14 protein-coding genes, 2 tRNA genes and 3 rRNA genes are annotated in these 20,735 nt (G+C 50.5%); 9 read left to right on the top strand and 10 right to left on the bottom strand.

All coding sequences use genetic code 11. From position 1 onward, the window contains the following. Window positions 1-7: 7 nt before the first annotated feature. The 8 genes from ileS to BEN74_RS11000 all read left to right on the top strand — a co-directional run bounded on the left by ileS (window position 8) and on the right by BEN74_RS11000 (window position 9,303). Window positions 8-2,854, top strand: a complete 2,847-nt coding sequence (gene ileS, locus BEN74_RS11040; protein ID WP_068913368.1) for an isoleucine--tRNA ligase — start codon at window positions 8-10, stop codon at window positions 2,852-2,854. Continuing rightward, window positions 2,847-3,386: a signal peptidase II gene (gene lspA / locus BEN74_RS11035; RefSeq protein ID WP_068913367.1), complete on the top strand. Its 540-nt coding sequence runs from the start codon at window positions 2,847-2,849 to the stop codon at window positions 3,384-3,386. Before ileS ends, lspA begins: the two co-directional genes overlap by 8 nt. Next, complete coding sequence (locus tag BEN74_RS11030; RefSeq protein WP_068913365.1) at window positions 3,379-3,861, top strand: FKBP-type peptidyl-prolyl cis-trans isomerase; 483 nt, start codon at window positions 3,379-3,381, stop codon at window positions 3,859-3,861. The genes lspA and BEN74_RS11030 overlap by 8 nt, the downstream gene beginning before the upstream one ends. A 160-nt stretch (window positions 3,862-4,021) precedes the next feature. After that, entirely contained in the window at window positions 4,022-4,561 is a 540-nt protein-coding gene (locus BEN74_RS11025; protein WP_068913362.1) for an NADPH-dependent FMN reductase, read from the top strand. A 169-nt stretch (window positions 4,562-4,730) separates the two neighbouring features. Further along, complete coding sequence (locus tag BEN74_RS19440) at window positions 4,731-4,967, top strand: hypothetical protein (RefSeq protein WP_162898177.1); 237 nt, start codon at window positions 4,731-4,733, stop codon at window positions 4,965-4,967. Window positions 4,968-5,336: 369 nt separating this feature from the next. Beyond that, window positions 5,337-7,721 carry a S8 family serine peptidase gene (locus tag BEN74_RS19825; RefSeq protein ID WP_086374308.1) on the top strand — a complete coding sequence of 795 codons (2,385 nt, stop codon included), beginning with the start codon at window positions 5,337-5,339 and terminating at the stop codon, window positions 7,719-7,721. Beyond that, window positions 7,666-8,130 (top strand): autotransporter domain-containing protein, encoded by a 465-nt coding sequence (locus BEN74_RS19820; RefSeq protein WP_162898176.1) that lies wholly within the window; start codon window positions 7,666-7,668, stop codon window positions 8,128-8,130. The genes BEN74_RS19825 and BEN74_RS19820 overlap by 56 nt, the downstream gene beginning before the upstream one ends. Window positions 8,131-8,754: 624 nt before the next feature. Then, on the top strand, window positions 8,755-9,303 hold the full coding sequence (locus tag BEN74_RS11000) for a type 1 glutamine amidotransferase domain-containing protein (protein WP_068913356.1): 549 nt from the start codon (window positions 8,755-8,757) through the stop codon (window positions 9,301-9,303). 40 nt (window positions 9,304-9,343) lie between these two features. On the opposite strand, the gene BEN74_RS10995 is transcribed toward BEN74_RS11000, so the two are convergent. The 9 genes from BEN74_RS10995 to BEN74_RS10955 all read right to left on the bottom strand — a co-directional run bounded on the left by BEN74_RS10995 (window position 9,344) and on the right by BEN74_RS10955 (window position 18,797). After that, on the bottom strand, window positions 9,344-9,655 hold the full coding sequence (locus BEN74_RS10995) for an ankyrin repeat domain-containing protein (protein ID WP_068913354.1): 312 nt from the start codon (window positions 9,653-9,655) through the stop codon (window positions 9,344-9,346). A 105-nt stretch (window positions 9,656-9,760) separates the two neighbouring features. Continuing rightward, a complete protein-coding gene (locus BEN74_RS10990; RefSeq protein ID WP_068913352.1) occupies window positions 9,761-10,438 on the bottom strand; it encodes a tetratricopeptide repeat protein in 678 nt (225 codons plus the stop codon). Between the two features lie 340 nt (window positions 10,439-10,778). Further along, on the bottom strand, window positions 10,779-12,128 hold the full coding sequence (locus BEN74_RS10985; protein WP_068913350.1) for an aromatic acid/H+ symport family MFS transporter: 1,350 nt from the start codon (window positions 12,126-12,128) through the stop codon (window positions 10,779-10,781). Window positions 12,129-12,426: 298 nt separating this feature from the next. Continuing rightward, window positions 12,427-12,541 (bottom strand): 5S ribosomal RNA (gene rrf, locus BEN74_RS10980). Window positions 12,542-12,738: 197 nt separating this feature from the next. Further along, window positions 12,739-15,632 (bottom strand): 23S ribosomal RNA (locus BEN74_RS10975). 365 nt (window positions 15,633-15,997) lie between these two features. Beyond that, window positions 15,998-16,073 (bottom strand) — tRNA-Ala (locus tag BEN74_RS10970). A 50-nt stretch (window positions 16,074-16,123) separates the two neighbouring features. After that, window positions 16,124-16,200 (bottom strand) — tRNA-Ile (locus tag BEN74_RS10965). Window positions 16,201-16,261: 61 nt separating this feature from the next. Further along, window positions 16,262-17,799: ribosomal RNA gene (locus tag BEN74_RS10960) — 16S ribosomal RNA — on the bottom strand. The 16S, 23S and 5S rRNA genes sit together here with 2 tRNA genes alongside, the layout of an rRNA operon. Before the next feature lie 431 nt (window positions 17,800-18,230). Beyond that, entirely contained in the window at window positions 18,231-18,797 is a 567-nt protein-coding gene (locus tag BEN74_RS10955; RefSeq protein ID WP_068910477.1) for a peptidylprolyl isomerase, read from the bottom strand. Between the two features lie 104 nt (window positions 18,798-18,901). Between BEN74_RS10955 and BEN74_RS10950 the strand changes: the two genes are divergently transcribed. After that, window positions 18,902-19,573, top strand: a complete 672-nt coding sequence (locus tag BEN74_RS10950) for an acetoacetate decarboxylase family protein (RefSeq protein ID WP_086374375.1) — start codon at window positions 18,902-18,904, stop codon at window positions 19,571-19,573. 35 nt (window positions 19,574-19,608) lie between these two features. On the opposite strand, the gene BEN74_RS10945 is transcribed toward BEN74_RS10950, so the two are convergent. Continuing rightward, window positions 19,609-20,682 (bottom strand): alpha/beta hydrolase, encoded by a 1,074-nt coding sequence (locus BEN74_RS10945; RefSeq protein ID WP_068910479.1) that lies wholly within the window; start codon window positions 20,680-20,682, stop codon window positions 19,609-19,611. Window positions 20,683-20,735 lie beyond the last annotated feature (53 nt).

Below are 20,735 nucleotides of genomic sequence, written 5' to 3'. Positions count from 1 at the left end.
AACTTGCATGAGCGATAAGCAAACTTCTGAAAATGCAGTGGATTATAAAGCCACACTGAACCTGCCCGGTACTGAATTCGCCATGAAGGCGAATCTTGCAGTGCGTGAAGCGAAATGGCTGGAAGAGTGGTATGCCGACAACATTTATCAGCAGATTCGCGCATCGCGCATTGGCAAGAAAAAATATGTGCTGCATGACGGCCCTCCCTACGCCAACGGCCAAATCCATCTGGGCCATGCGGTCAATAAGGTCTTAAAAGACATCATCATCAAAAGCCGCGTCATGGACGGCTTTGACGCGCCTTATGTGCCGGGCTGGGACTGCCACGGCCTGCCGATTGAGCTGAAAGTAGAAGAAAAAGTCGGCAAGGTCGGCGTAAAAGTTGATGCCTCGGCGTTCCGCAAAGCCTGCCGCGAATACGCCTATACGCAGGTTGAGCTGCAGAAGAAAGACTTCGTGCGCATGGGCGTGTTCGGCGACTGGGACAATCCTTACCTGACCATGAACTTCAAGCAGGAAGCGGACATTGTGCGCTCTCTTGGCGCAATCGCCAAAGCCGGCCACATTGAGCCGGGGCTTAAGCCAGTCAACTGGTGCCTGGACTGCGGCTCTGCGCTGGCCGAAGCTGAAGTGGAATATGAAGACAAAAAATCTGACGCGATTGACGCCGGCTTCACTGTTGCAGACCTTGCGGACTTGTCTGCGCGCTTAGGCGTAGAAGTGAAAGATGCAACGGATATCGTGATCTGGACCACCACGCCTTGGACGCTGCCGGCCAACCAGGCGGTGGCGCTGCATGCCGAAATTGAATATCAGTTAGTCAAAGCCCGCGGTGAAGAAAAAGCCGCGCAGAACTTCATTCTGGCCAAAGACCTGGCTGAATCGGCAGCCGAGCGCTACGGCTTCAGCTCGGTTGAAGTGCTTGCGGAATTTGCCGGCGCCAAACTGGAAAACCTTGTGCTGCAGCATCCATTAATTGCCGAACGCCAAGTGCCGGTGATTCTGGGCGAGCATGTCACCGCGGCCAGCGGCACAGGCGCCGTGCATACTGCGCCGGGCCACGGCGTGGACGACTATAAAGTCGGCCTGCAGTACAACCTAAAAGTTGACAATCCTGTCGGCGGCAACGGCGTTTACCTGCCGACATCGCCGCTGTTTGCCGGCGAGCACATCTACAAAGCCAATCCGCAAATCATTGCGGCTTTAGCCGAATCCGGCAAGCTGTGGGCGCATCACCCGATCAAGCACAGCTACCCGCACTGCTGGCGCCATAAAACGCCAATCATCTTCCGCGCAACGCCGCAGTGGTTCATCAGCATGGATGCCCAAGGCCTGCGCCAGAATGCATTGAATGCGATTGAAAATGAAATCAGCTTTGTGCCGGACTGGGGCAAGAACCGCATCCAGTCAATGATTGAAGGCCGCCCAGACTGGTGCATTTCACGCCAGCGCACCTGGGGCGTGCCGATCCCCTTCTTTGTGCACAAAGACACCAATGAACTGCATCCGCGCACGCCGGAGCTGATTGAAGAAGTAGCCAAGCTGATTGAGCAGGAAGGCATTGACGGCTGGTATAACCGCGACGCAAGCGAATTCATCGGCGCCGATGCCGAGCACTACAATGCGGTGCGCGACACCCTGGATGTATGGTTTGATTCCGGCACGACCCATTATGCCGTGCTGCGCGAGCGTGAAGAGCTGACCGATCCGGCTGACCTTTACCTTGAAGGCTCAGACCAGCACCGCGGCTGGTTCCAGTCGTCCCTGCTGACTTCCATCGCCATCAATGAGCGCGCGCCTTATAAAGGCCTGCTGACGCACGGCTTTGTGGTGGATGAAAAAGGCCGCAAAATGTCGAAGTCCCTGGGCAACATCATTACGCCGCAGGACATCATCAAGGATATGGGCGCCGACGGCCTGCGCTTCTGGATTGCCTCTGCGGATTACCGCTATGAAATGACCGCCGGCAAGGAAATCTTCAGCCGCGCGTCTGACGGCTACCGCCGCATCCGCAACACGCTGCGCTTCCTGCTGGCCAACCTGAACGGCTTTAAGCCGTCTGCAGACGCCCTGCCTGCAGACCAGCTGATTGCGCTGGATCAGTACATCCTGCAGCGCGCGGCTGAGGTGCAGAAAACCATTCAGCAGGCCTATGAAGATATGAATTTCCATATCGTCACCAATGCGCTGACCAACTTCTGCATCAATGACCTCGGCGGCTTCTATCTCGACATCATCAAAGACCGCCAGTACACCACCAAAGCCGATTCGCAGGCGCGCCACTCCGCGCAGACCGCGCTGTATCACCTGGTGCAGGCCTTCGTGCGCTGGATGGCGCCTATCCTAAGCTTTACCGCACAGGAAGCCTGGCCGCTGATTCCGGAACAGGCCGGGAAATACGTGTTCACTGCGGAATGGTATGATATTCCAGCAGCGTCAACCGCCAACCTGATTTCAGAAGCCGACTGGCAAACCCTGATTGCGGTGAAATCGGCAGCCAACAAGCATATTGAAGCGGCGCGCAGCTCGAAACTGGTCGGCTCAAACCTGTCCGCCAAAGTCGAACTGTGGGCCAATGCGGAACTGAAAGCCGTGCTGGACCAGCTCGGCGATGAGCTGCGCTTTGTGCTGATTACCTCGCAAGTGCTGGTCAATGACTTTGACGGCGCGCAGGGTGAAGCCTCTGACCTTGAAGGCCTGCGGGTGAAAGTGTCGGCAGCTGACGGTGAGAAATGCGCGCGCTGCTGGCATGTGCTGCCGGATGTGAATACACATCTCGCACATCCAGGCCTGTGCGCGCGCTGTATTATCAACCTTCCTACAGGTCAAGGCGAAGAGAGGAAATATGCCTAATCCGCAACATAAAAAGGGCTTGTTCCAGTTCTATCCGCACAATTTAGTGTGGGTCGGCCTGTCCATTGCCGCGATTATTCTGGATCAGTGGACCAAATGGATTGCCAGCACGCATCTGAACTATGCAGATCCTGTGCCTGTGCTGCCCTTTTTAAACTGGACGCTGCTGCACAACTATGGCGCAGCCTTCAGCTTCCTGTCCGATGCCGGCGGATGGCAGCGCTATTTCTTCACCTCGCTTGCCGGCCTGGTGTCTGTGATTTTTGTCTTCTGGCTGATGCGCATGCCCAAGCAGATCAAGGTGCTGCCGCTTGCGGTCGCGCTGATTTTAGGCGGCGCCATCGGCAATTTAATTGACCGGGTCAGCTTAGGCTACGTGGTCGATTTTATTCATGTCTACTATCAGAATCACCATTTCCCGGCATTCAATATTGCAGACAGCGCCATCACTTTAGGCACCATCTTACTGTTAATTGATACCTTCTTTTTAGAAAAGCAGCGTATCCAGCGTGCGGAAGCGCAAAATGACTGAATTTATGAATCCGAATGAAGAAACCCGCATCGCCGACGGCGCGAAAGTGGAGCTGCATTTTTCTGTGGCGATTGAAAACGGCGCAGAAATTGACAACACCCGCAGCCGCGCAGAGCCGGTCAGCCTGGTGATGGGTGACGGCAGCCTGCTGCCGGGCTTTGAAAAAGCCCTGTTTGGCCTGCGCGCCGGCGACCGCCGCACCGTCAGCCTGCCGCCTGAAGATGCATTTGGCCCGTGGAACCCGGAAAATGTGCAGAAATTTGACACGGTTAAGTTTGAACAGCGCCCGGCCGAAGGCCACATGATTGAGTTTGAAGACAAAGCCAAGCAAAGCCTGTACGGCGTGGTGAAATCCGTTGGCGATGACATCACCGAAGTGGATTTCAACCATCCGCTGGCGGGCAAGAACATCACTTTTGAAGTGGAAATCTTTAAAGTTACCCCTGCCGGCCAGCAGGGCGTAAAACTGATGTAAGGCGGCCGCAGCGCCTCTTGATCAAAGCTCCTCCGGGAGCTTTTTTCATGCCTGCGCATCGCAGGCATCCGCCGGGCGGATACAATTCCGCCCTTGGCAGCGCGCAGCAAACATAATAATTTGAATGCAGCCCCATAAAAATAAACCGATAAGGAAAGCCATGCAGATCTATATTATTGTCGGCAGCGTCCGCGAAGGCCGCATCGCCATTAAAGTCGCCCGCTGGGTCAGCAGCGCCATTGCCGGCTATGGCTATGCCGGCATTCAGCCTGAAATTGTCGACCTGAAAGAATGGAACTTGCCCTTTTTTGCCGGCGCGCATCCGCCAGCCACCGGCATCTATGATCAGCCCAAGCAGCAGCAGTGGGCGGACAAAATTGCGCAGGCAGACGCGATTATCTTCATCAGCCCCGAATACAATCACGGCTACAGCCCGGCTTTAAAAAATGCGCTGGACTATATCGGCAAGGAATGGGCCGGCAAGCCGGCAGCCTATATCGGCTACGGCGCAACCAACGGTTCGCGCTCCATTGACCAGATCCGCCAAGTGGCGACGCAGCTGGGGCTGGTGGACAGCAATGCCGTGCTGGAAATCCGCGATATTTTCTCGCGCAATTCGGCTGAACAGTTTGAGCCGAATTCCTTTGATGAAAAGGGCCTGCAGGCGGCCCTCAAGAAGCTGATTAAATATGCCCGGTAAAATGTAATCCTTGGCTTACAGCACATGCGGAGAATCGCCGCTGTTCAGCTGTGCGGAACCGCCTTAATATTGGGCCATACCGAGGCAGGATGCCTCAAAAGCGCAAAACAATAATCATAAGCTTGCAGGCGCTGGATGCGCACGGTACGGCAGGAGCTATACCGCTGGAATGAATCTGAAAAAGCCCTGGCAGGATGCCGGGGCTTTTTCACGCTTAAGCTTCCCCTGCTTTCCGGCTGCGCCATTTTCCTTGCGCAATGCCTCACCGCTGTCGGCATTGGCTTACATTGAATGCAGACAAAATGGCTTTTTCCCGCTTCAGGATAGGTATATTTTTAAATCATCAAAGACAGGATGTCTTGCAATAAAAAGAAAAAATGAGATCGGCGGGAAGCCGAATGCATGATCTTCATCATGCCCTTAGAATGAATTCGAAAAGGCCCTGGCTGGATGCCAGGGCCTTTTTCTGGCCGGCGGATTTATTCCGCCGCACAGCAGCCAGGCGCAAAACATCAGGCATGCACCGGATCATCTCTGCACCGTTCCTTCCTCTGCTATCTAATCTATAAATCATGCTGAATTCAGCGGCCCGGCAATCTGCTGCTGGGTAACCGCCATTTTGTAACTAAAAATTATTGAAATCCATAAACTTAAAAGATAGTTTAATGTGGGGATAACTTATCTAAATATTTGCTCAATGCGCATTAATGCAGATCAATATAAAACTGCTTAGAAACAGATCAGTTTCATTAAAAATACTTATTAGGATTTAAAAGTGAATATAAATAAATCAGCGCCATCAGTACTGGCAATAGCGGTCAGTCTGGCGCTTGCAGGCTGCGGCGGCGGCGGATCTTCATCCGGCCCTGATGTTTCTGCGCCTCCAGCAAACCCGGGGACTGGAAATGGCGGTACAGGCAATGACGGCACTGCAGCAGCGGCTCCTGATCCGGCTGTTGTTGATCAAGGGCCAGCGGCAAAAGTAAAAGTAGGCGTGATTGATTCCGGCGCGAATACCCACAATGCAACTATTAGCGATTCAGTATCAAAAGTGCTGAAATTTGATTATGTTTCCGGCGCGCCTTCAAAGGTTACAGATATCTCATCGGCAGATGCTGCCGCGCAGGAAATGGCTGCAAGCCATCACGGAACTTTCGTTAGCCAAGTGATTGCAGGCAATACAGCAAAGGGTTCAACAGCGGGCGGCGCATTGGGGATTGCGGATATTTACGCAGCTCAAACGACAATTAATGCTGCTGGCAACTCTTATGCTCATGTGAATTTTGAAGCAATGCGCCACCTGCAGGAAAAATTCGGCGTTCAATTGTTTAATGGCTCATGGGGAAATACAGAAGATGGGCTAGTAGATCCATTATCCCAGCAATTTGCTTCAGAAGTTGTTGAAAATGGCGGGCTGATTGTCGTTGCTGCGGGCAATGAAGCTAAGCTGGCTTCAAGCGACATATCGCAAATGCCATCCTATGTAGACAGTTTGGAGCAAGGCTTTTTAACGGTTGTCGGCTTAGATGAAGCGCATACTGATCTGTATTACTATTCAGCGAACAGGACAGGTTCAAATGCCTGCGGCCATTCGGCTTCCCGCTGGTGCTTAGCCTCTGACTATGTGAATGGCCCTTATTATGATTCAGATCAAGGCAATCAGCTTTTTGGCGGAACATCCGGCGCAGCTCCAACGGTTACAGCTGCGGCAGCTCTAGTCTGGAGCAAATACCCATGGCTAAGCAATGATCAAGTCCGCCAAACCATTTTAACGACTGCTGACTATATTGATGACGGCTCAGGTTCAAAACTGTTCAATGACCGCTTTGGCTGGGGCATTTTGGATGCTGAACAGGCGGTCAAAGGGCCTGCCGCATTTTGGAGAATTTTTGGCAACGCTTTCAAAGCCGATGTTGATAATTCAAAACCGATGTATGTTTTTTCAAACGACATCATTGGCGATGCGGGACTGGAGAAATCCGGCTTAGGCACTCTAGTCTTATCCGGCAATAATGCATACACGGGCGCAACGGATGTCGTGCAGGGCAAGCTGGTGATCACGGGTTCTGTCGCGGGAAATGTTAATATTGGCGAGAATGGCTATTTGGCAGGCGGTGGCGCTGCCGGGAAAAATGTAAGCAATAGCGGTATTCTTTCAACCGGCTATGGCCCATTTAAAATTGGCGGCGATTACACGCAAGCAAGCACCGGCACATTGCAGTACACGCTGAATAAGCACTTGGATATTGCAGGGAAAGCCGGCTTAGACGGCGCCTTGTCGGTTATTGCGTCGGACAGCAAATATGTATCAAAAGGCGAGCATTTGGTTTTAAATGCCGGCGGCGGCGTTGCCGGCCGCTTTAGCAGTGTTAAAAATGGCGCTTTTTTAAAGACCACAGGCATTGCATACGGAACGAATGAAGTAAAAGTCGGCGTTGATCACGCAGACGCAACTGCGGCAGGCACAAATTCAAGCGCAGTGACTCATGCATCGGGCGAGGTTCTGAATCATCTGCTTGCTCAGGCTGAAGCGCAATACCAGTCAGGGCATACTGACAGCGCGTTAGTGCAGTATGCAGGCGGGCTGCAGGCGCTGACAACTGCAAGCGAAGCGCAAGCGGTATTAAATTCAGGCAATGGCGCAGTCTTTGCCGCCACGCCGGCAGTTATTCTTCAAAACCAGTCTTTGGCCAATTCGCAGATTGCGCGCAGATCGCACGCCCTGAATGGCAGCATTAAAGGCGGCGCCTGGGTAAGCTATGCTGAAATGAAGAAAGAGACCGAAATTCCTGGCCTGGACACGGTTAAATCTGAAACAAACAGCGTTTCTCTGGGCGCAGATGCGCCGATTTCGGATAACGCAGCTGTTGGCCTATATACTTCATTTTATAAAGAATCATCTGATTACTCTGCGGCTCAAAGTTCCAATGACCTTGATCTGAATACCTTGGGCTTATATGGCACCTGGACTGATCATGGCTTGATGTATCTGTCCGGCCATGCGCATATAGGCGCCGGTGATGGAAAATTCACCCGCCAGGTGTTTGATGGAAATAAATTTCAGACGGTTAAATCATCCAGTGACCTGCTGCAAAGCGGCGTATATGGCGAAGCAGGCTTGCAGCTCAGCAGCTCAGCAGCTCAGCAGCTCGGGCCTTAACCTCAAGCCATATTTGGGTGCAAGCTACAATTACCTCAAGCTGGATGGCGTTAAAGAAGATAACCTGTATGGCTTAACTGTAAGTGATGTTGATGCGCATGAAGCGAAATATCATGCCGGCTTGCGTTTAGATGCAGCGCTTGGAAACGGTGTTGCCGTGGGCGGCTTTGCTGAATATGCCAACAAGGCCGGTTCCGGCAAGCCAGAAGTGCAGATAGAGTCCAATCTTGCCGCAGGAGCAAAATCCACGTATCAAGTCGAAACCAGCCAAAGCGACTACGCAATTTATGGCTTGAGCTTCAACTATACTCACAAAAACGGCCAATGGAATATTTTTGCGGATGTTGCAGGAATCTCTGATCATTCCGACAGCTATCAAGGTCAAGTGGGGGTAAAAGCGGCATTCTAAAGCATCCGCCAGTCTTGAAAATCCGGACGGGCATCCAGACTGCAGATTGAATTGCTGCTGATTTCGCTGACATTTTCCGGTTCGCATCGAGCGCCATGCAGAATTCCAGGCGCGGTTTAAGATCCAGCGCCCTGCCTGCTGTAGGCCACGGCTTACAGCAGATGCGGAAATTCACCGCTATGCAGGGCATGCAATGCAGCCTAATCTACAAGACATCAGGGAACAGGATGTTTCCAAAACATGAAAACAAGAAGAATAAAGTTTTTGCATCAGGATGTGAGGCGCAACAGGAGTTATGCCTAAACTGCGGAATATCGGAAAAGCCCTGTCAGGATGACGGGGCTTTTCCGTATCCGGCATTGATTCAGTCCGCATTCAGGCAGTTCATGGCCGCAGCTCAAAGCCTGTGATACCAATCAGGAAATCTAAGCCTGAGCTATTTCCGCCTGCAGAGCCTCTGCAGTCAAACAGCGGGTTAATGCAGGCGGCGCAGCCTCCCGCCGGCCTGAATATGCGGCCAAGCGGCTGAGAAATTTTCTTACAGTTTTGCGCCAAATCACGACATACAGGCTGAAAAGCGCTTGCTAAGGTGAAATAAAGCAGCCTCTTTAAAAGGATCAGCACATGGCGAAGAAAGCATTATTCATTACTTCAAATGCGGGTGTGGCGCAGGATGAGCTGCTGAAGCCTTTAGAATTTCTGCGCTCCAAAGGCATTGAAAGCATTCATGCGGCGCCTGAGCTGCAGCCAGTGCAAACGCAGAAAAGCGGCCACGCGCCGGCGCTCAGCTATGATCCGGATGCCCTGCTCAGCAAGGTCGATCCGGATGATTATGATATTCTGGTCATTCCCGGCGGGACGGTGAATGCAGAAGCTTTGCGCACCAATGCAGACGCGCAGAGGCTGGTGCAGCAATTTGCCGATGCCCGGAAGCCGGTTGCCGCCATCTGCCACGGCCCCTGGCTACTGATTAATGCGGAACGGGTTCGAGGCAAAACCCTGACCTCCTATAAAAGCATTCAATTGGATCTGCAGAATGCCGGCGCAAGCTGGGTCAATGCAGACGTGCACCGCTGCAATGCCGGCGGCTGGACGCTGATTAGCTCACGCGGCCCGGATGATATTCCCGCGTTTAACCGCGCGGTTTTAAATGAGCTTGAGGCGGATAGCTGAACTGCGTTCCCCTAATTGATCAGGCTCCGTACAGCGCGGTTTAAAGGCTTTTTAAATAGGCCGCGACTTCTGAATTGCCTGCCATTTCTGCCAGCTCTAAGGCCGTGTACTGTGTTTTGTGCTGTGCATCCGCGCCTTTGCTGATCAGCAGCTTCACCACATCTAAATAGCCGTTTTCCGCAGCGGCGTGCAGCGCGCTGTAGCCTTCTTCATCTGCAGTATTGGCATCTGAACCGCTGGCCAGCAGCTGTTCAACTTCAGCCAAGCCGCCTAAAGATGCCCAGTACACCAGTTCAGGAAGATGCAGCTCTTCATCATCTTCAGGGATTGGGGAGAATGAGTTGAGTTTCATAGCAAATATCTCATAATAAATTAAGATGAAAAATCAAAAATACACAATGATGACTTTCTGGCGCGCATATTGAATTAAAGCCATCTACTTTTCGCTTTCCTTATATTACAGAAGAATAGACTTAGCAATTGTTTGGCCTTGATGCTTTGGCGCTGAATCTAATATCTGATCAAAATTTTTCAGATTCAGCTTTGCCTCAGGATTGCCATTTTCTGCAGCTAAATAAATCCATGCATACCCAATAATAAAATCTTTTTTTATACCTAGGCCTTGCGCATATAGAAGTCCAATTTCATTATAAGCAGGAGTATAAAATTGTTCAGCTGATTTCAAATACCATAAGAGCGCTTTAGGAAAACTTTGTTGAACATATTCCCCTTTTCTATACATTTGCCCTAAATTAAATTGAGACTGCGCATCGCCTGCTTGAGCAGCTTTAATCTGATATTCCCAAGATTTTTCCATATCCTTTTTAACACCTTCCCCTTTTGAATACATAACAGCTAAATTCGAAAGAGAAGGCGCATAATTTTGATTTGCAGACTGTGTAAATAATACAGCAGCCTTGGCTAAATTCTTTTTAACGCCATATCCTTGATAGTACATGCTTGCTAAATAATGGGTTGCTTGAACATCTCCGCTATCTGAGGATTTTTCAAACTCTTTAACAGCCAATGTATAATTTTTTTTAGAATACGCTGTTAAACCCTCCTCTGCCGAACAAAATGCCGAACTTGGAAAACAAAGAAAATTTAAAAATACTAAAATGCTTATATTCTTCATTTAATCCCGATCCTGAACCCATTATTTTTTTATTGAATTTTATTTTTAAAATTTTATCCGCGTATAATAAGCATCCTGGCCATTCAAATCAGAGTATTTGGAATAATAGGCTGGCAATGATTTACTTGCAGATGAGTCACCACGCCAGTGCCAGCACCGCTTAGAGGTTTCACCTCTAAGATCCGGAAAAGTTAAATTTTTCCATTAATACAATAGTAATGCATTCTCAATCAAATTTTAACTGAACTGAATTCCTGGCATTGCCTTTTGCCCGCATGCGATCAGTAATTAATGCAAAAAAGCCCCCAATAACTGGAGGCTTCTTTTATCAATTTCTGCTTTAAGCCTTGGCCGCCGCTGGCGAACCAGACTTAAGCTTCTCAGCTTCATCTTCATTCATAATCAGCGCAACCGCAATTGCCGTAATCAGCACAGGCAAGCCCACTGCCATAAAGTTGAAGTGCGCAGGCAAGTTCATACCCAATAAGCCGCCAATTAAAATCGGGCCAACAATCGCCCCCATACGGCCAATGGCAGACGACCAGCCAATGCCTGTAGAGCGTATCGCCAATGGGTAAAACTGCGCCACATAGCTGTACAGCAGCATTTGCGAACCGATTGAAGCCGCGCCCGCCAAGAATACCAAAATGTAAAGCAGGAACTGGTTCGACTGGAAGCCCATCAGGCTCATCACAATCGCGCCCATAATGCCAAGGCACATCAACACCGGCTTTAAATGGAAACGGTCCGCCAAGACCCCGCCCCCGACAATCCCGACAACCGCGCCTACATTCATCACCATCATGAACATCAAGCTGTTATCCATAGAATAGCCGGCAGCCATCATCAGTTTCGGCAGCCAGCTGCTCAATGCATACATGGTCAGCAAGCAGGTAAAGAATGCCAGCCAGAACAGAAGCGTGTTGGTTGCGCGGCCGCGGCGGAATAAGCTCACCACGTTTGCAGATTCAGGCACATCCACCTTCGGCAAGGAAAATACAGTGCTTTCGCTCACCGCCAGATTTGGCGCCAAGCGGCGGACAATGCTGCGCGCTTTGTCCTGCTTATTTTCCTTCACAATAAATGCCAAAGATTCAGGCAGGAACTTCCAAATTACAGGCAATAAAAACAAAGGAATGCCGGCAATGAAAAACATGATCTGCCAGCCAAAGCTTGGGGTAAACCATGAACCTAATAAAGCGGCCATAACGCCGCCCACGGCATAGCCACTGAACATGGTGGTCACCAGCGTGCTGCGCATCTTCTGCGGCGCATATTCAGAGGTTAACGCCACAAGGTTTGGCATTACCCCGCCAATGCCCAGCCCGGCTAAAAAGCGCAAAATAGCGAATTCAGTCGGATTCGATGCAAAGCCGCCGGCAAAAGTTAAGCCGCTGAACAGCACAATGCAGATCATGATGACTTTTTTACGGCCAATCTTGTCTGCCAAAGAGCCAAAAAACATCGCGCCGAACATCATGCCGGCCAATGCGGTACTTGCCAGCATGCCTGCCTGTACAGCGCTTAAGCCCCAGTCCTGCATGAGCAGGGGCAATACCACGCCATTAATTGCTAAATCATAGCCGTCAAATAAAATAATCAATAAGCACCAAGCCACTACATTGAAGTGGAACGGGGTAAATTTCGCTTTATCGACGATCGAATTAATATCTAAATTTTCCATTGTCATCGTTCTCATCTCCCATGAGTACTTGTCCAAAATTTCACATGAATTTTTAAGTAAAATTCAATGTGCGCGCAATATACGCAAGTCAAATTTCATGAACAATTAGACCTAGGGATAAGCAGTGACTGCAGCTGAAAAATAGCTCTAAATATTTAATTTATATATTTGTTTTTATTTTATCAAAGGAAAAGCATGCGCGACGGCAGCTGTAGGCTTTGCGGACTTCCGGGATGCCCTTTTATTTGTTTATATGCATAAAAAAAGCCCCTTCACATAAATGTGAAGGGGCTTTTGAATAATGAGCTGGCGATGACTTACTCTCACATGGGTAACCCCACACTACCATCAGCGCAAAGAGGTTTCACTTCTGAGTTCGGGAAGGGATCAGGTGGTTCACTCTCGCTATTGTCGCCAGCACAACTGTTATGGATACTCGCTTGGTCTTATCTGTTCACTTTTCAGTGCATGCCAAGGTTTTTTCCAAATGAGTTATTAACAGGTATATCTGAGTTTATGCAATTTGTTCAATTTTACTTAGCTTTTCAACTAAATCAAGTTTGATCGTTTGATTTCGAATCAATTGATGCTTCGTATACAACTGCTTGGGCGTTGTATAGTCAAGCCTCACGAGCAATTAGTACTGGTCAGCTTCATGCGTCGCCGCACTTCCACATCCAGCCTATCAACGTCGTAGTCTTCAACGGCTCTTTAGAGGAATAAATTCCTAGGGAAATCTTATCTTGAGGTAGGCTTCCCGCTTAGATGCTTTCAGCGGTTATCCCTTCCGAACATAGCTACCCGGCGATGCGACTGGCGTCACAACCGGTACACCAGAGGTTCGTCCACTCTGGTCCTCTCGTACTAGGAGCAGATCCTCTCAAATTTCCAGCGCCCACGGTAGATAGGGACCGAACTGTCTCACGACGTTCTAAACCCAGCTCGCGTACCTCTTTAAATGGCGAACAGCCATACCCTTGGGACCTGCTTCAGCCCCAGGATGAGATGAGCCGACATCGAGGTGCCAAACACCGCCGTCGATATGAACTCTTGGGCGGTATCAGCCTGTTATCCCCAGAGTACCTTTTATCCGTTGAGCGATGGCCCTTCCATACAGAACCACCGGATCACTAAGACCTACTTTCGTACCTGCTCGACTTGTGGGTCTCGCAGTTAAGCGCGCTTTTGCCTTTATACTCTACGCGTGATTTCCGACCACGCTGAGCGCACCTTCGTACTCCTCCGTTACTCTTTAGGAGGAGACCGCCCCAGTCAAACTACCCACCAGACATGGTCCTCGTCCCGGATAACGGGACAGAGTTAGAACCTCAATATTACCAGGGTGGTATTTCAAGATTGGCTCCACCGGGACTAGCGTCCCGGCTTCAAAGCCTCCCACCTATCCTACACAAGTAAGATCAAAGTTCAATGTCAAGCTGCAGTAAAGGTTCACGGGGTCTTTCCGTCTAGCCGCGGGTACACCGCATCTTCACGGCGAATTCGATTTCACTGAGCCTCTGCTGGAGACAGCGCCCCCATCATTATGCCATTCGTGCAGGTCGGAACTTACCCGACAAGGAATTTCGCTACCTTAGGACCGTTATAGTTACGGCCGCCGTTTACTGGGGCTTCGATCAAGAGCTTCGCTTACGCTAACCCCATCAATTAACCTTCCAGCACCGGGCAGGCATCACACCCTATACGTCCACTTTCGTGTTTGCAGAGTGCTATGTTTTTAATAAACAGTTGCAGGGGCCTGGTTTCTGTGGCTGCCGGCAGCTCAGGAAGCAAGTTCCATCACCGCCAGCAGCGTACCTTCTCCCGAAGTTACGGTACCATTTTGCCTAGTTCCTTCAGCAGAGTTCTCTCAAGCGCTTTGGTCTACTCGACCTGACCACCTGTGTCGGTTTAGGGTACGATTCCAGTATAACTGAAGCTTAGAGACTTTTCCTGGAAGCATGGTATCAGCCACTTCACTGCACAAGTGCAGCTTGCTGTCAGTTCTCAGCATAGAGTACCCCGGATTTGCCTAAGATACATGCCTACAACCTTTCACCTGGACAACCAACGCCAGGCTGACTTAACCTTCTCCGTCCTCTCATCGCATTATACTGAAGTATTGGAATATTAACCAATTTCCCATCGACTACGCCTCTCGGCCTCGCCTTAGGGGTCGACTCACCCAGCCCCGATTAACGTTGGACTGGAACCCTTGGTCTTTCAGCGAACGGGTTTTTCACCCGTTTTGTCGTTACTCACGTCAGCATTCGCACTTCTGATACCTCCAGCAGACTTCTCAATCCACCTTCATCGGCTTACAGAACGCTCCCCTACCACTTGCAATAAATTGCAAATCCGCAGCTTCGGCATATAGTTTTAGCCCCGTTACATCTTCCGCGCAGGCCGACTCGACTAGTGAGCTATTACGCTTTCTTTAAAGGGTGGCTGCTTCTAAGCCAACCTCCTAGCTGTCTATGCCTTCCCACATCGTTTCCCACTTAACTATAATTTTGGGGCCTTAGCTGGCGGTCTGGATTGTTTTCCTCTTGACTACGGACGTTAGCACCCGCAGTCTGTCTCCCGGATAGTACTCATCGGTATTCGGAGTTTGCATCGGTTTGGTAAGTCGGGATGACCCCCTAGCCGAAACAGTGCTCTACCCCCAATGGTATTCGTCCGAGGCGCTACCTAAATAGCTTTCGGGGAGAACCAGCTATCACCAAGTTTGATTAGCCTTTCACCCCTATCCACAAGTCATCCCCTGGCTTTTCAACGACAGTGGGTTCGGTCCTCCAGTTAGTGTTACCCAACCTTCAACCTGCTCATGGATAGATCACCTGGTTTCGGGTCTACACCCAGCAACTAAGCGCCCTATTAAGACTCGGTTTCCCTACGGCTCCCCTATGCGGTTAACCTTGCTACTGAATGTAAGTCGCTGACCCATTATACAAAAGGTACGCAGTCACCGGACTAAGCCGGCTCCCACTGCTTGTATGCATGCGGTTTCAGGATCTATTTCACTCCCCTCACAGGGGTTCTTTTCGCCTTTCCCTCACGGTACTGGTTCACTATCGGTCAGTCAGGAGTATTTAGCCTTGGAGGATGGTCCCCCCATATTCAGACAAGGTTTCACGTGCCCCGCCCTACTCGACATCATCATATAAGCCCTTTCGCGTACAGGACTATCACCTACTGCGGTTGCGCTTCCCAGAGCATTCCGCTAGAACTTATATGACTTAATGGGCTGTTCCCCGTTCGCTCGCCGCTACTGAGGGAATCTCAATTGATTTCTTTTCCTAAGGGTACTGAGATGTTTCACTTCCCCTCGTTCGCCTCGCAACACTATGTATTCATGTTGCGATACCTGCCTTATGGCAAGTGGGTTTCCCCATTCAGAAATCTCCGGATCACAGGATATTTGCCGCCTCCCCGGAGCTTATCGCAGGCTATTACGTCTTTCATCGCCTCTGACTGCCAAGGCATCCACCACATGCACTTAATTACTTGACTATACAACCCCAAACAGTCGCTAATACTTACAAGTAGTATTTCGCGTCGCAAACTTAATTGCCACAGTTAGAGTTTCGTGAACTTAATCACTGTACAGCTTCAATTAGATTCATATACCAAAACGCTTGATTCAGTTAATTTCGCTAGTAACTCATTTCATTCAGCATTAACAATTGCTTGTTAAGCTGGCTAAAACGAGTATGAACAAATTATTTCAACTCAAATATATTCTGTTAATGATTCACTGCATCCTCGTCGGACTGCAGTCAACTGTGATAAATCACAGAACTTAATAAACTAAAATCAAATGATCTTATTTACTAAATTCTATAATCTAACTTCTCAGCTTAATCACTCTAAAGTGATGGTGGAGACTAGGAGAGTCGAACTCCTGACCTCCTGCGTGCAAAGCAGGCGCTCTACCAACTAAGCTAAGTCCCCAGCTTATCATAAGGCCAATGTTTCTGATTCTCTGTTTCAGTTTGCAGATTTGGTGGGTCTGACAAGACTTGAACTTGTGACCCCACGCTTATCAAGCGTGTGCTCTAACCAACTGAGCTACAGACCCTCAGATACATCGTCATGAAGAACAACTTGTTGTGGATTCTTACCGATCGTCAATCTTTCGTTAAGGAGGTGATCCAGCCGCAGGTTCCCCTACGGCTACCTTGTTACGACTTCACCCCAGTCGTCGGCCACACCGTGGTAAGCGTCCTCCTTGCGGTTAGACTACCTACTTCTGGTGCAACAAACTCCCATGGTGTGACGGGCGGTGTGTACAAGGCCCGGGAACGTATTCACCGCGGCATTCTGATCCGCGATTACTAGCGATTCCGACTTCATGGAGTCGAGTTGCAGACTCCAATCCGGACTACGATCGGCTTTTTGAGATTAGCATCCTATCGCTAGGTAGCAACCCTTTGTACCGACCATTGTAGCACGTGTGTAGCCCTGGCCGTAAGGGCCATGATGACTTGACGTCGTCCCCGCCTTCCTCCAGTTTGTCACTGGCAGTATCCTTAAAGTTCCCGGCTTAACCCGCTGGCAAATAAGGAAAAGGGTTGCGCTCGTTGCGGGACTTAACCCAACATCTCACGACACGAGCTGACGACAGCCATGCAGCACCTGTATGTAAGTTCCCGAAGGCACCAATCCATCTCTGGAAAGTTCTTACTATGTCAAGGCCAGGTAAGGTTCTTCGCGTTGCATCGAATTAAACCACATGCTCCACCGCTTGTGCGGGCCCCCGTCAATTCATTTGAGTTTTAGTCTTGCGACCGTACTCCCCAGGCGGTCTACTTATCGCGTTAGCTGCGCCACTAAAGCCTCAAAGGCCCCAACGGCTAGTAGACATCGTTTACGGCATGGACTACCAGGGTATCTAATCCTGTTTGCTCCCCATGCTTTCGTACCTCAGCGTCAGTATTAGGCCAGATGGCTGCCTTCGCCATCGGTATTCCTCCAGATCTCTACGCATTTCACCGCTACACCTGGAATTCTACCATCCTCTCCCATACTCTAGCTTCCCAGTATCGAATGCAATTCCTAAGTTAAGCTCAGGGATTTCACATCCGACTTAAAAAGCCGCCTACGTACGCTTTACGCCCAGTAAATCCGATTAACGCTCGCACCCTCTGTATTACCGCGGCTGCTGGCACAGAGTTAGCCGGTGCTTATTCTGCGGGTAACGTCCACTCATCCTAGGTATTAACTAGAAGAGCCTCCTCCCCGCTTAAAGTGCTTTACAACCAAAAGGCCTTCTTCACACACGCGGCATGGCTGGATCAGGGTTCCCCCCATTGTCCAATATTCCCCACTGCTGCCTCCCGTAGGAGTCTGGGCCGTGTCTCAGTCCCAGTGTGGCGGATCATCCTCTCAGACCCGCTACAGATCGTCGCCTTGGTAGGCCTTTACCCCACCAACTAGCTAATCTGGCTTAGGCTCATCTATTAGCGCAAGGTCCGAAGATCCCCTGCTTTCCCCCGTAGGGCGTATGCGGTATTAGCGTTCCTTTCGAAACGTTGTCCCCCACTAATAGGCAGATTCCTAAGCATTACTCACCCGTCCGCCGCTAGGTTATGTAGCAAGCTACATTTCCCCGCTCGACTTGCATGTGTTAAGCCTGCCGCCAGCGTTCAATCTGAGCCATGATCAAACTCTTCAGTTTAAAATCAATAGTGCTTTATTCAAAACACCAAATCTGGCTCATCAATTTTCTGACATTAATTTCTCAAATAAACTTCGAGTAATTTCTACCATCAATCAATGAAAATTATTTCGATCGATCAACCGGTAAAAATCCACACAAGTTGTTCTTCATATTCTCTTAATGATCTTCTCAATGCTTCGTCAGCATCAAGAGCTGGACTGGATAAACTTAACAACTCAGCGCTTCGCGCTTCGTCCGTTTCCGCCTATCTCGTCGGTATGGGGTGCATTCTAGAGGATTTAGAAATCATTGCAAGCGCTTTTAATCGCTTGTTTTACTGTGTGTTTCTTTTTTATGCACCAAAATGCCGCATTTACTGCGCATTAAAAGCATAAGTTTTTAATTTTAAAGCAGAAATATTGCATATTTATTTCTGCTTTATTTTTTCCTTATTTCTGCGCGGCTGGCGCTTTTATCTTCACGCTGTGTATAAGCACAGGCGTGCGGGGCACATTCTGGTGCGCGCCATAGTTCGCTGACGGCACTTTTTCAATTTTATCGACCACATCCATGCCTTTAATGACTTTGCCGAATACGGCGTAGCCTGCATTCATTGCGCTTTTATTCAGGAAGTCATTATCAACGGTATTAATGAAAAACTGGCTTGTCGCCGAGTTTGGATCATTGGTGCGCGCCATCGCCAAAGTGCCGCGGGTATTCTTCAGGCCGTTGTAGGATTCGTTCCTGATTGGCGCCTTGACCGGCTTTTCCGCCATCTGCGCATTCATGCCGCCGCCCTGAATCATAAAGCCGGGAATCACGCGGTGGAAAATGGTGCCATTGTAAAAGTCGGCTTTGGCGTAATCTTCAAAGTTTTTGGCCGAAATAGGCGCCTTGTCATTGAAAAGCTCAATTTCAACCGTTCCCTGGCTGGTTTTCATTTCCACAATGGAGTTGCCGGCCCATGCATTGAGGCTGACGGCTGCAGCCGCGGCAAAAAGCGCTTGTTTTAACATTTGCTAACTCATCTATTTAAAGTTGTACTTGTCTCTGTATGTATTTTAGTCTTTCATGAAAAATAATAAAGCAGTATTTCTGCGCCATGAAAACGAGAAGAATAATGCAACAGAATTTTCCGGCACCGGATGCCGTTTTATCTCCGCCGCCTTGGCTGATGCAGGGCGAGGCTTTTATTCTGAATTACTGGCTGACGCCGTCCTTTATCCGGCAGGCGCAGGATTTCCGCCTGGCGCCCTCTGCGCTGGGCCGCGCTGTGCAGGTGCTGCTGGTGCGCTGCCGCAGCTCTCCGGTTGGGCCTTATGATGAGCTGCTGATTCTGGATCATCCTTTAATTGCGAAAAGGCGCCTGAGCTCGATTCCTAAAATTCTGGTATCGACCGGGATTTCCGCCGCCCATGGCCAGCAGCTCTGGGGCCTGCCGAAAGAACTGGCGCAGTTTGAGTGGCATGAGCAGGGGCAGGATGTCAGCTGCGCCATTCATTTTAACCGGCAAAGCATGGCGCTCCGCCTGAAGAAAATGAAATCTCCGCGCTGCTTCTATATCAACAGCCATCATCTGCCGGCGGCCATGCTGAAAATCAGCCAGGCGCAGCCGGACAGGCGCTATCAGTTCTCGCCCCAGTTCCGCGGTCACTTTTCCAAGCTGGCCGGCGCGCAATGGCAGGACACGCAGGATATTTTCCCGGATTTTTCGCAGGCCCGGCATCTGCAGAGCTTTTATGCGCCGGAATTTAAGCTGGTATTTCCTGAAGCGCGCATTCAGCAGAAATAGCGGCGGTGTTTCACGTGAAACATCAGGCCTGGCGCCTAGCTGCCCTTCCTGTCCCAGAACCTGCGGAAGTTTCTGGCGGTATCCGTCAGGTATTTCTTAGCGCGCAGCGACACCGGCGTTAAATTGATAAAGCCGTGCGCCTGATCTTCATATTCCTGATAATGCACTTTCAGGCCCTGCTGGCGCAGCTTATGCGCATAAATCTCCGCTTCATCATGCAGCACATCATGCCGGGCAGTGACAATATAGGCCGGCGCCAGTTTTTCAAGTCTGCCATAGGTGGGCGAAATCAGCGGATCATCCAGCGCCACCTGATGCTGATGCGCATAATAGGCCGTCACCTGCTCAACATCCTGCCCCGTCAGCGCCAGCCCGTCCTGGTAGGCGTAAAATGAGGGATGGCGGCTTTTGAAATCAAGAACCGGATAAATCAGCAGCTGCGCATGCGGCGCGTAGGCTTTCTGCGCCGCGCGCTGCGCTGCCACCGCGGCGATATTGCCGCCGGCGCTGTCCCCCGCCACGGCAATCCGCCCTTTCAGGATTTTCAGCTGGCGGCTGTTTTGAAACACCCAGGCCAGCGCGTCTTCAGCGCATTGAATCAGCTGCTTCGGGCTGGCTTCAGGCGCCAGAGGATAGTCGATGCTCAGCACCTGCGCTTTGGCATGCACCGCCAGCAGCCTGCAGGCTTCATCATGCGTGTCCAGATTGCCCAGCACAAAGCCGCCGCCATGAAAGAATACAATCATCGGCAGCTTTTTATTCGGCGCAGGATGATAGTGGCGCGCAAACACCGTCCCGCTTTGCAAAGGCAGGCGCAGCTCTTCGACCTGCCTGACCGGCGTCGGCTTGGCTTTAAGCGCCTGCATCTGCAGGTCAAAAGCCTTGCGGGCGCGGTTCAGGTCCGCGCCGATAAAGCCAGTTTTGCCCTGCTTCAGCTGCGCAGCCATGATGCATTTAATCAGCGGATCCAGCTCGGGATAAATACGCGGATAGCCCAGCCCTTTGGCCAAGCCTTCCTGCACAAAGCCCGGCAGCCGGTCCAGCGCGCGGACGGCCGTGCCCTGGCCTTTTTCCAGCAGCGCTTGCAGCCTGTAATTCAGCGCAGTCATCGCAGAACTCCTTTCTCATTTTTTGTCATTGCCGCACGGCCGGCCTGATGCGG

Origin of the sequence: Acinetobacter sp. WCHAc010034, assembly GCF_001696615.3 — a bacterium.
GTDB lineage: Bacteria > Pseudomonadota > Gammaproteobacteria > Pseudomonadales > Moraxellaceae > Acinetobacter.
Note: the sequence above shows the minus strand (reverse complement) of the source record. Positions and strands in the feature narration are given on the sequence as shown.

Bases quoted from the DNA above. Each gene is read 5' to 3' on its own strand.
- BEN74_RS19440 (WP_162898177.1), top strand. From the start codon at position 4,731: ATGAATCTGAAAAAGCCCTGGCAGGATGCCGGGGCTTTTTCACGCTTA.
- BEN74_RS11030 (WP_068913365.1), top strand. From the start codon at position 3,379: ATGACTGAATTTATGAATCCGAATGAAGAAACCCGCATCGCCGACGGC.
- BEN74_RS19820 (WP_162898176.1), top strand. From the start codon at position 7,666: ATGGCGAAGCAGGCTTGCAGCTCAGCAGCTCAGCAGCTCAGCAGCTCG.
- BEN74_RS10945 (WP_068910479.1), bottom strand. From the start codon at position 20,682: ATGACTGCGCTGAATTACAGGCTGCAAGCGCTGCTGGAAAAAGGCCAG.
- BEN74_RS10985 (WP_068913350.1), bottom strand. From the start codon at position 12,128: ATGACAATGGAAAATTTAGATATTAATTCGATCGTCGATAAAGCGAAA.
- BEN74_RS10950 (WP_086374375.1), top strand. From the start codon at position 18,902: ATGCAACAGAATTTTCCGGCACCGGATGCCGTTTTATCTCCGCCGCCT.
- lspA (WP_068913367.1), top strand. From the start codon at position 2,847: ATGCCTAATCCGCAACATAAAAAGGGCTTGTTCCAGTTCTATCCGCAC.
- BEN74_RS10990 (WP_068913352.1), bottom strand. From the start codon at position 10,438: ATGAAGAATATAAGCATTTTAGTATTTTTAAATTTTCTTTGTTTTCCA.
- BEN74_RS11025 (WP_068913362.1), top strand. From the start codon at position 4,022: ATGCAGATCTATATTATTGTCGGCAGCGTCCGCGAAGGCCGCATCGCC.
- ileS (WP_068913368.1), top strand. From the start codon at position 8: ATGAGCGATAAGCAAACTTCTGAAAATGCAGTGGATTATAAAGCCACA.
- BEN74_RS11000 (WP_068913356.1), top strand. From the start codon at position 8,755: ATGGCGAAGAAAGCATTATTCATTACTTCAAATGCGGGTGTGGCGCAG.
- BEN74_RS10995 (WP_068913354.1), bottom strand. From the start codon at position 9,655: ATGAAACTCAACTCATTCTCCCCAATCCCTGAAGATGATGAAGAGCTG.
- BEN74_RS10955 (WP_068910477.1), bottom strand. From the start codon at position 18,797: ATGTTAAAACAAGCGCTTTTTGCCGCGGCTGCAGCCGTCAGCCTCAAT.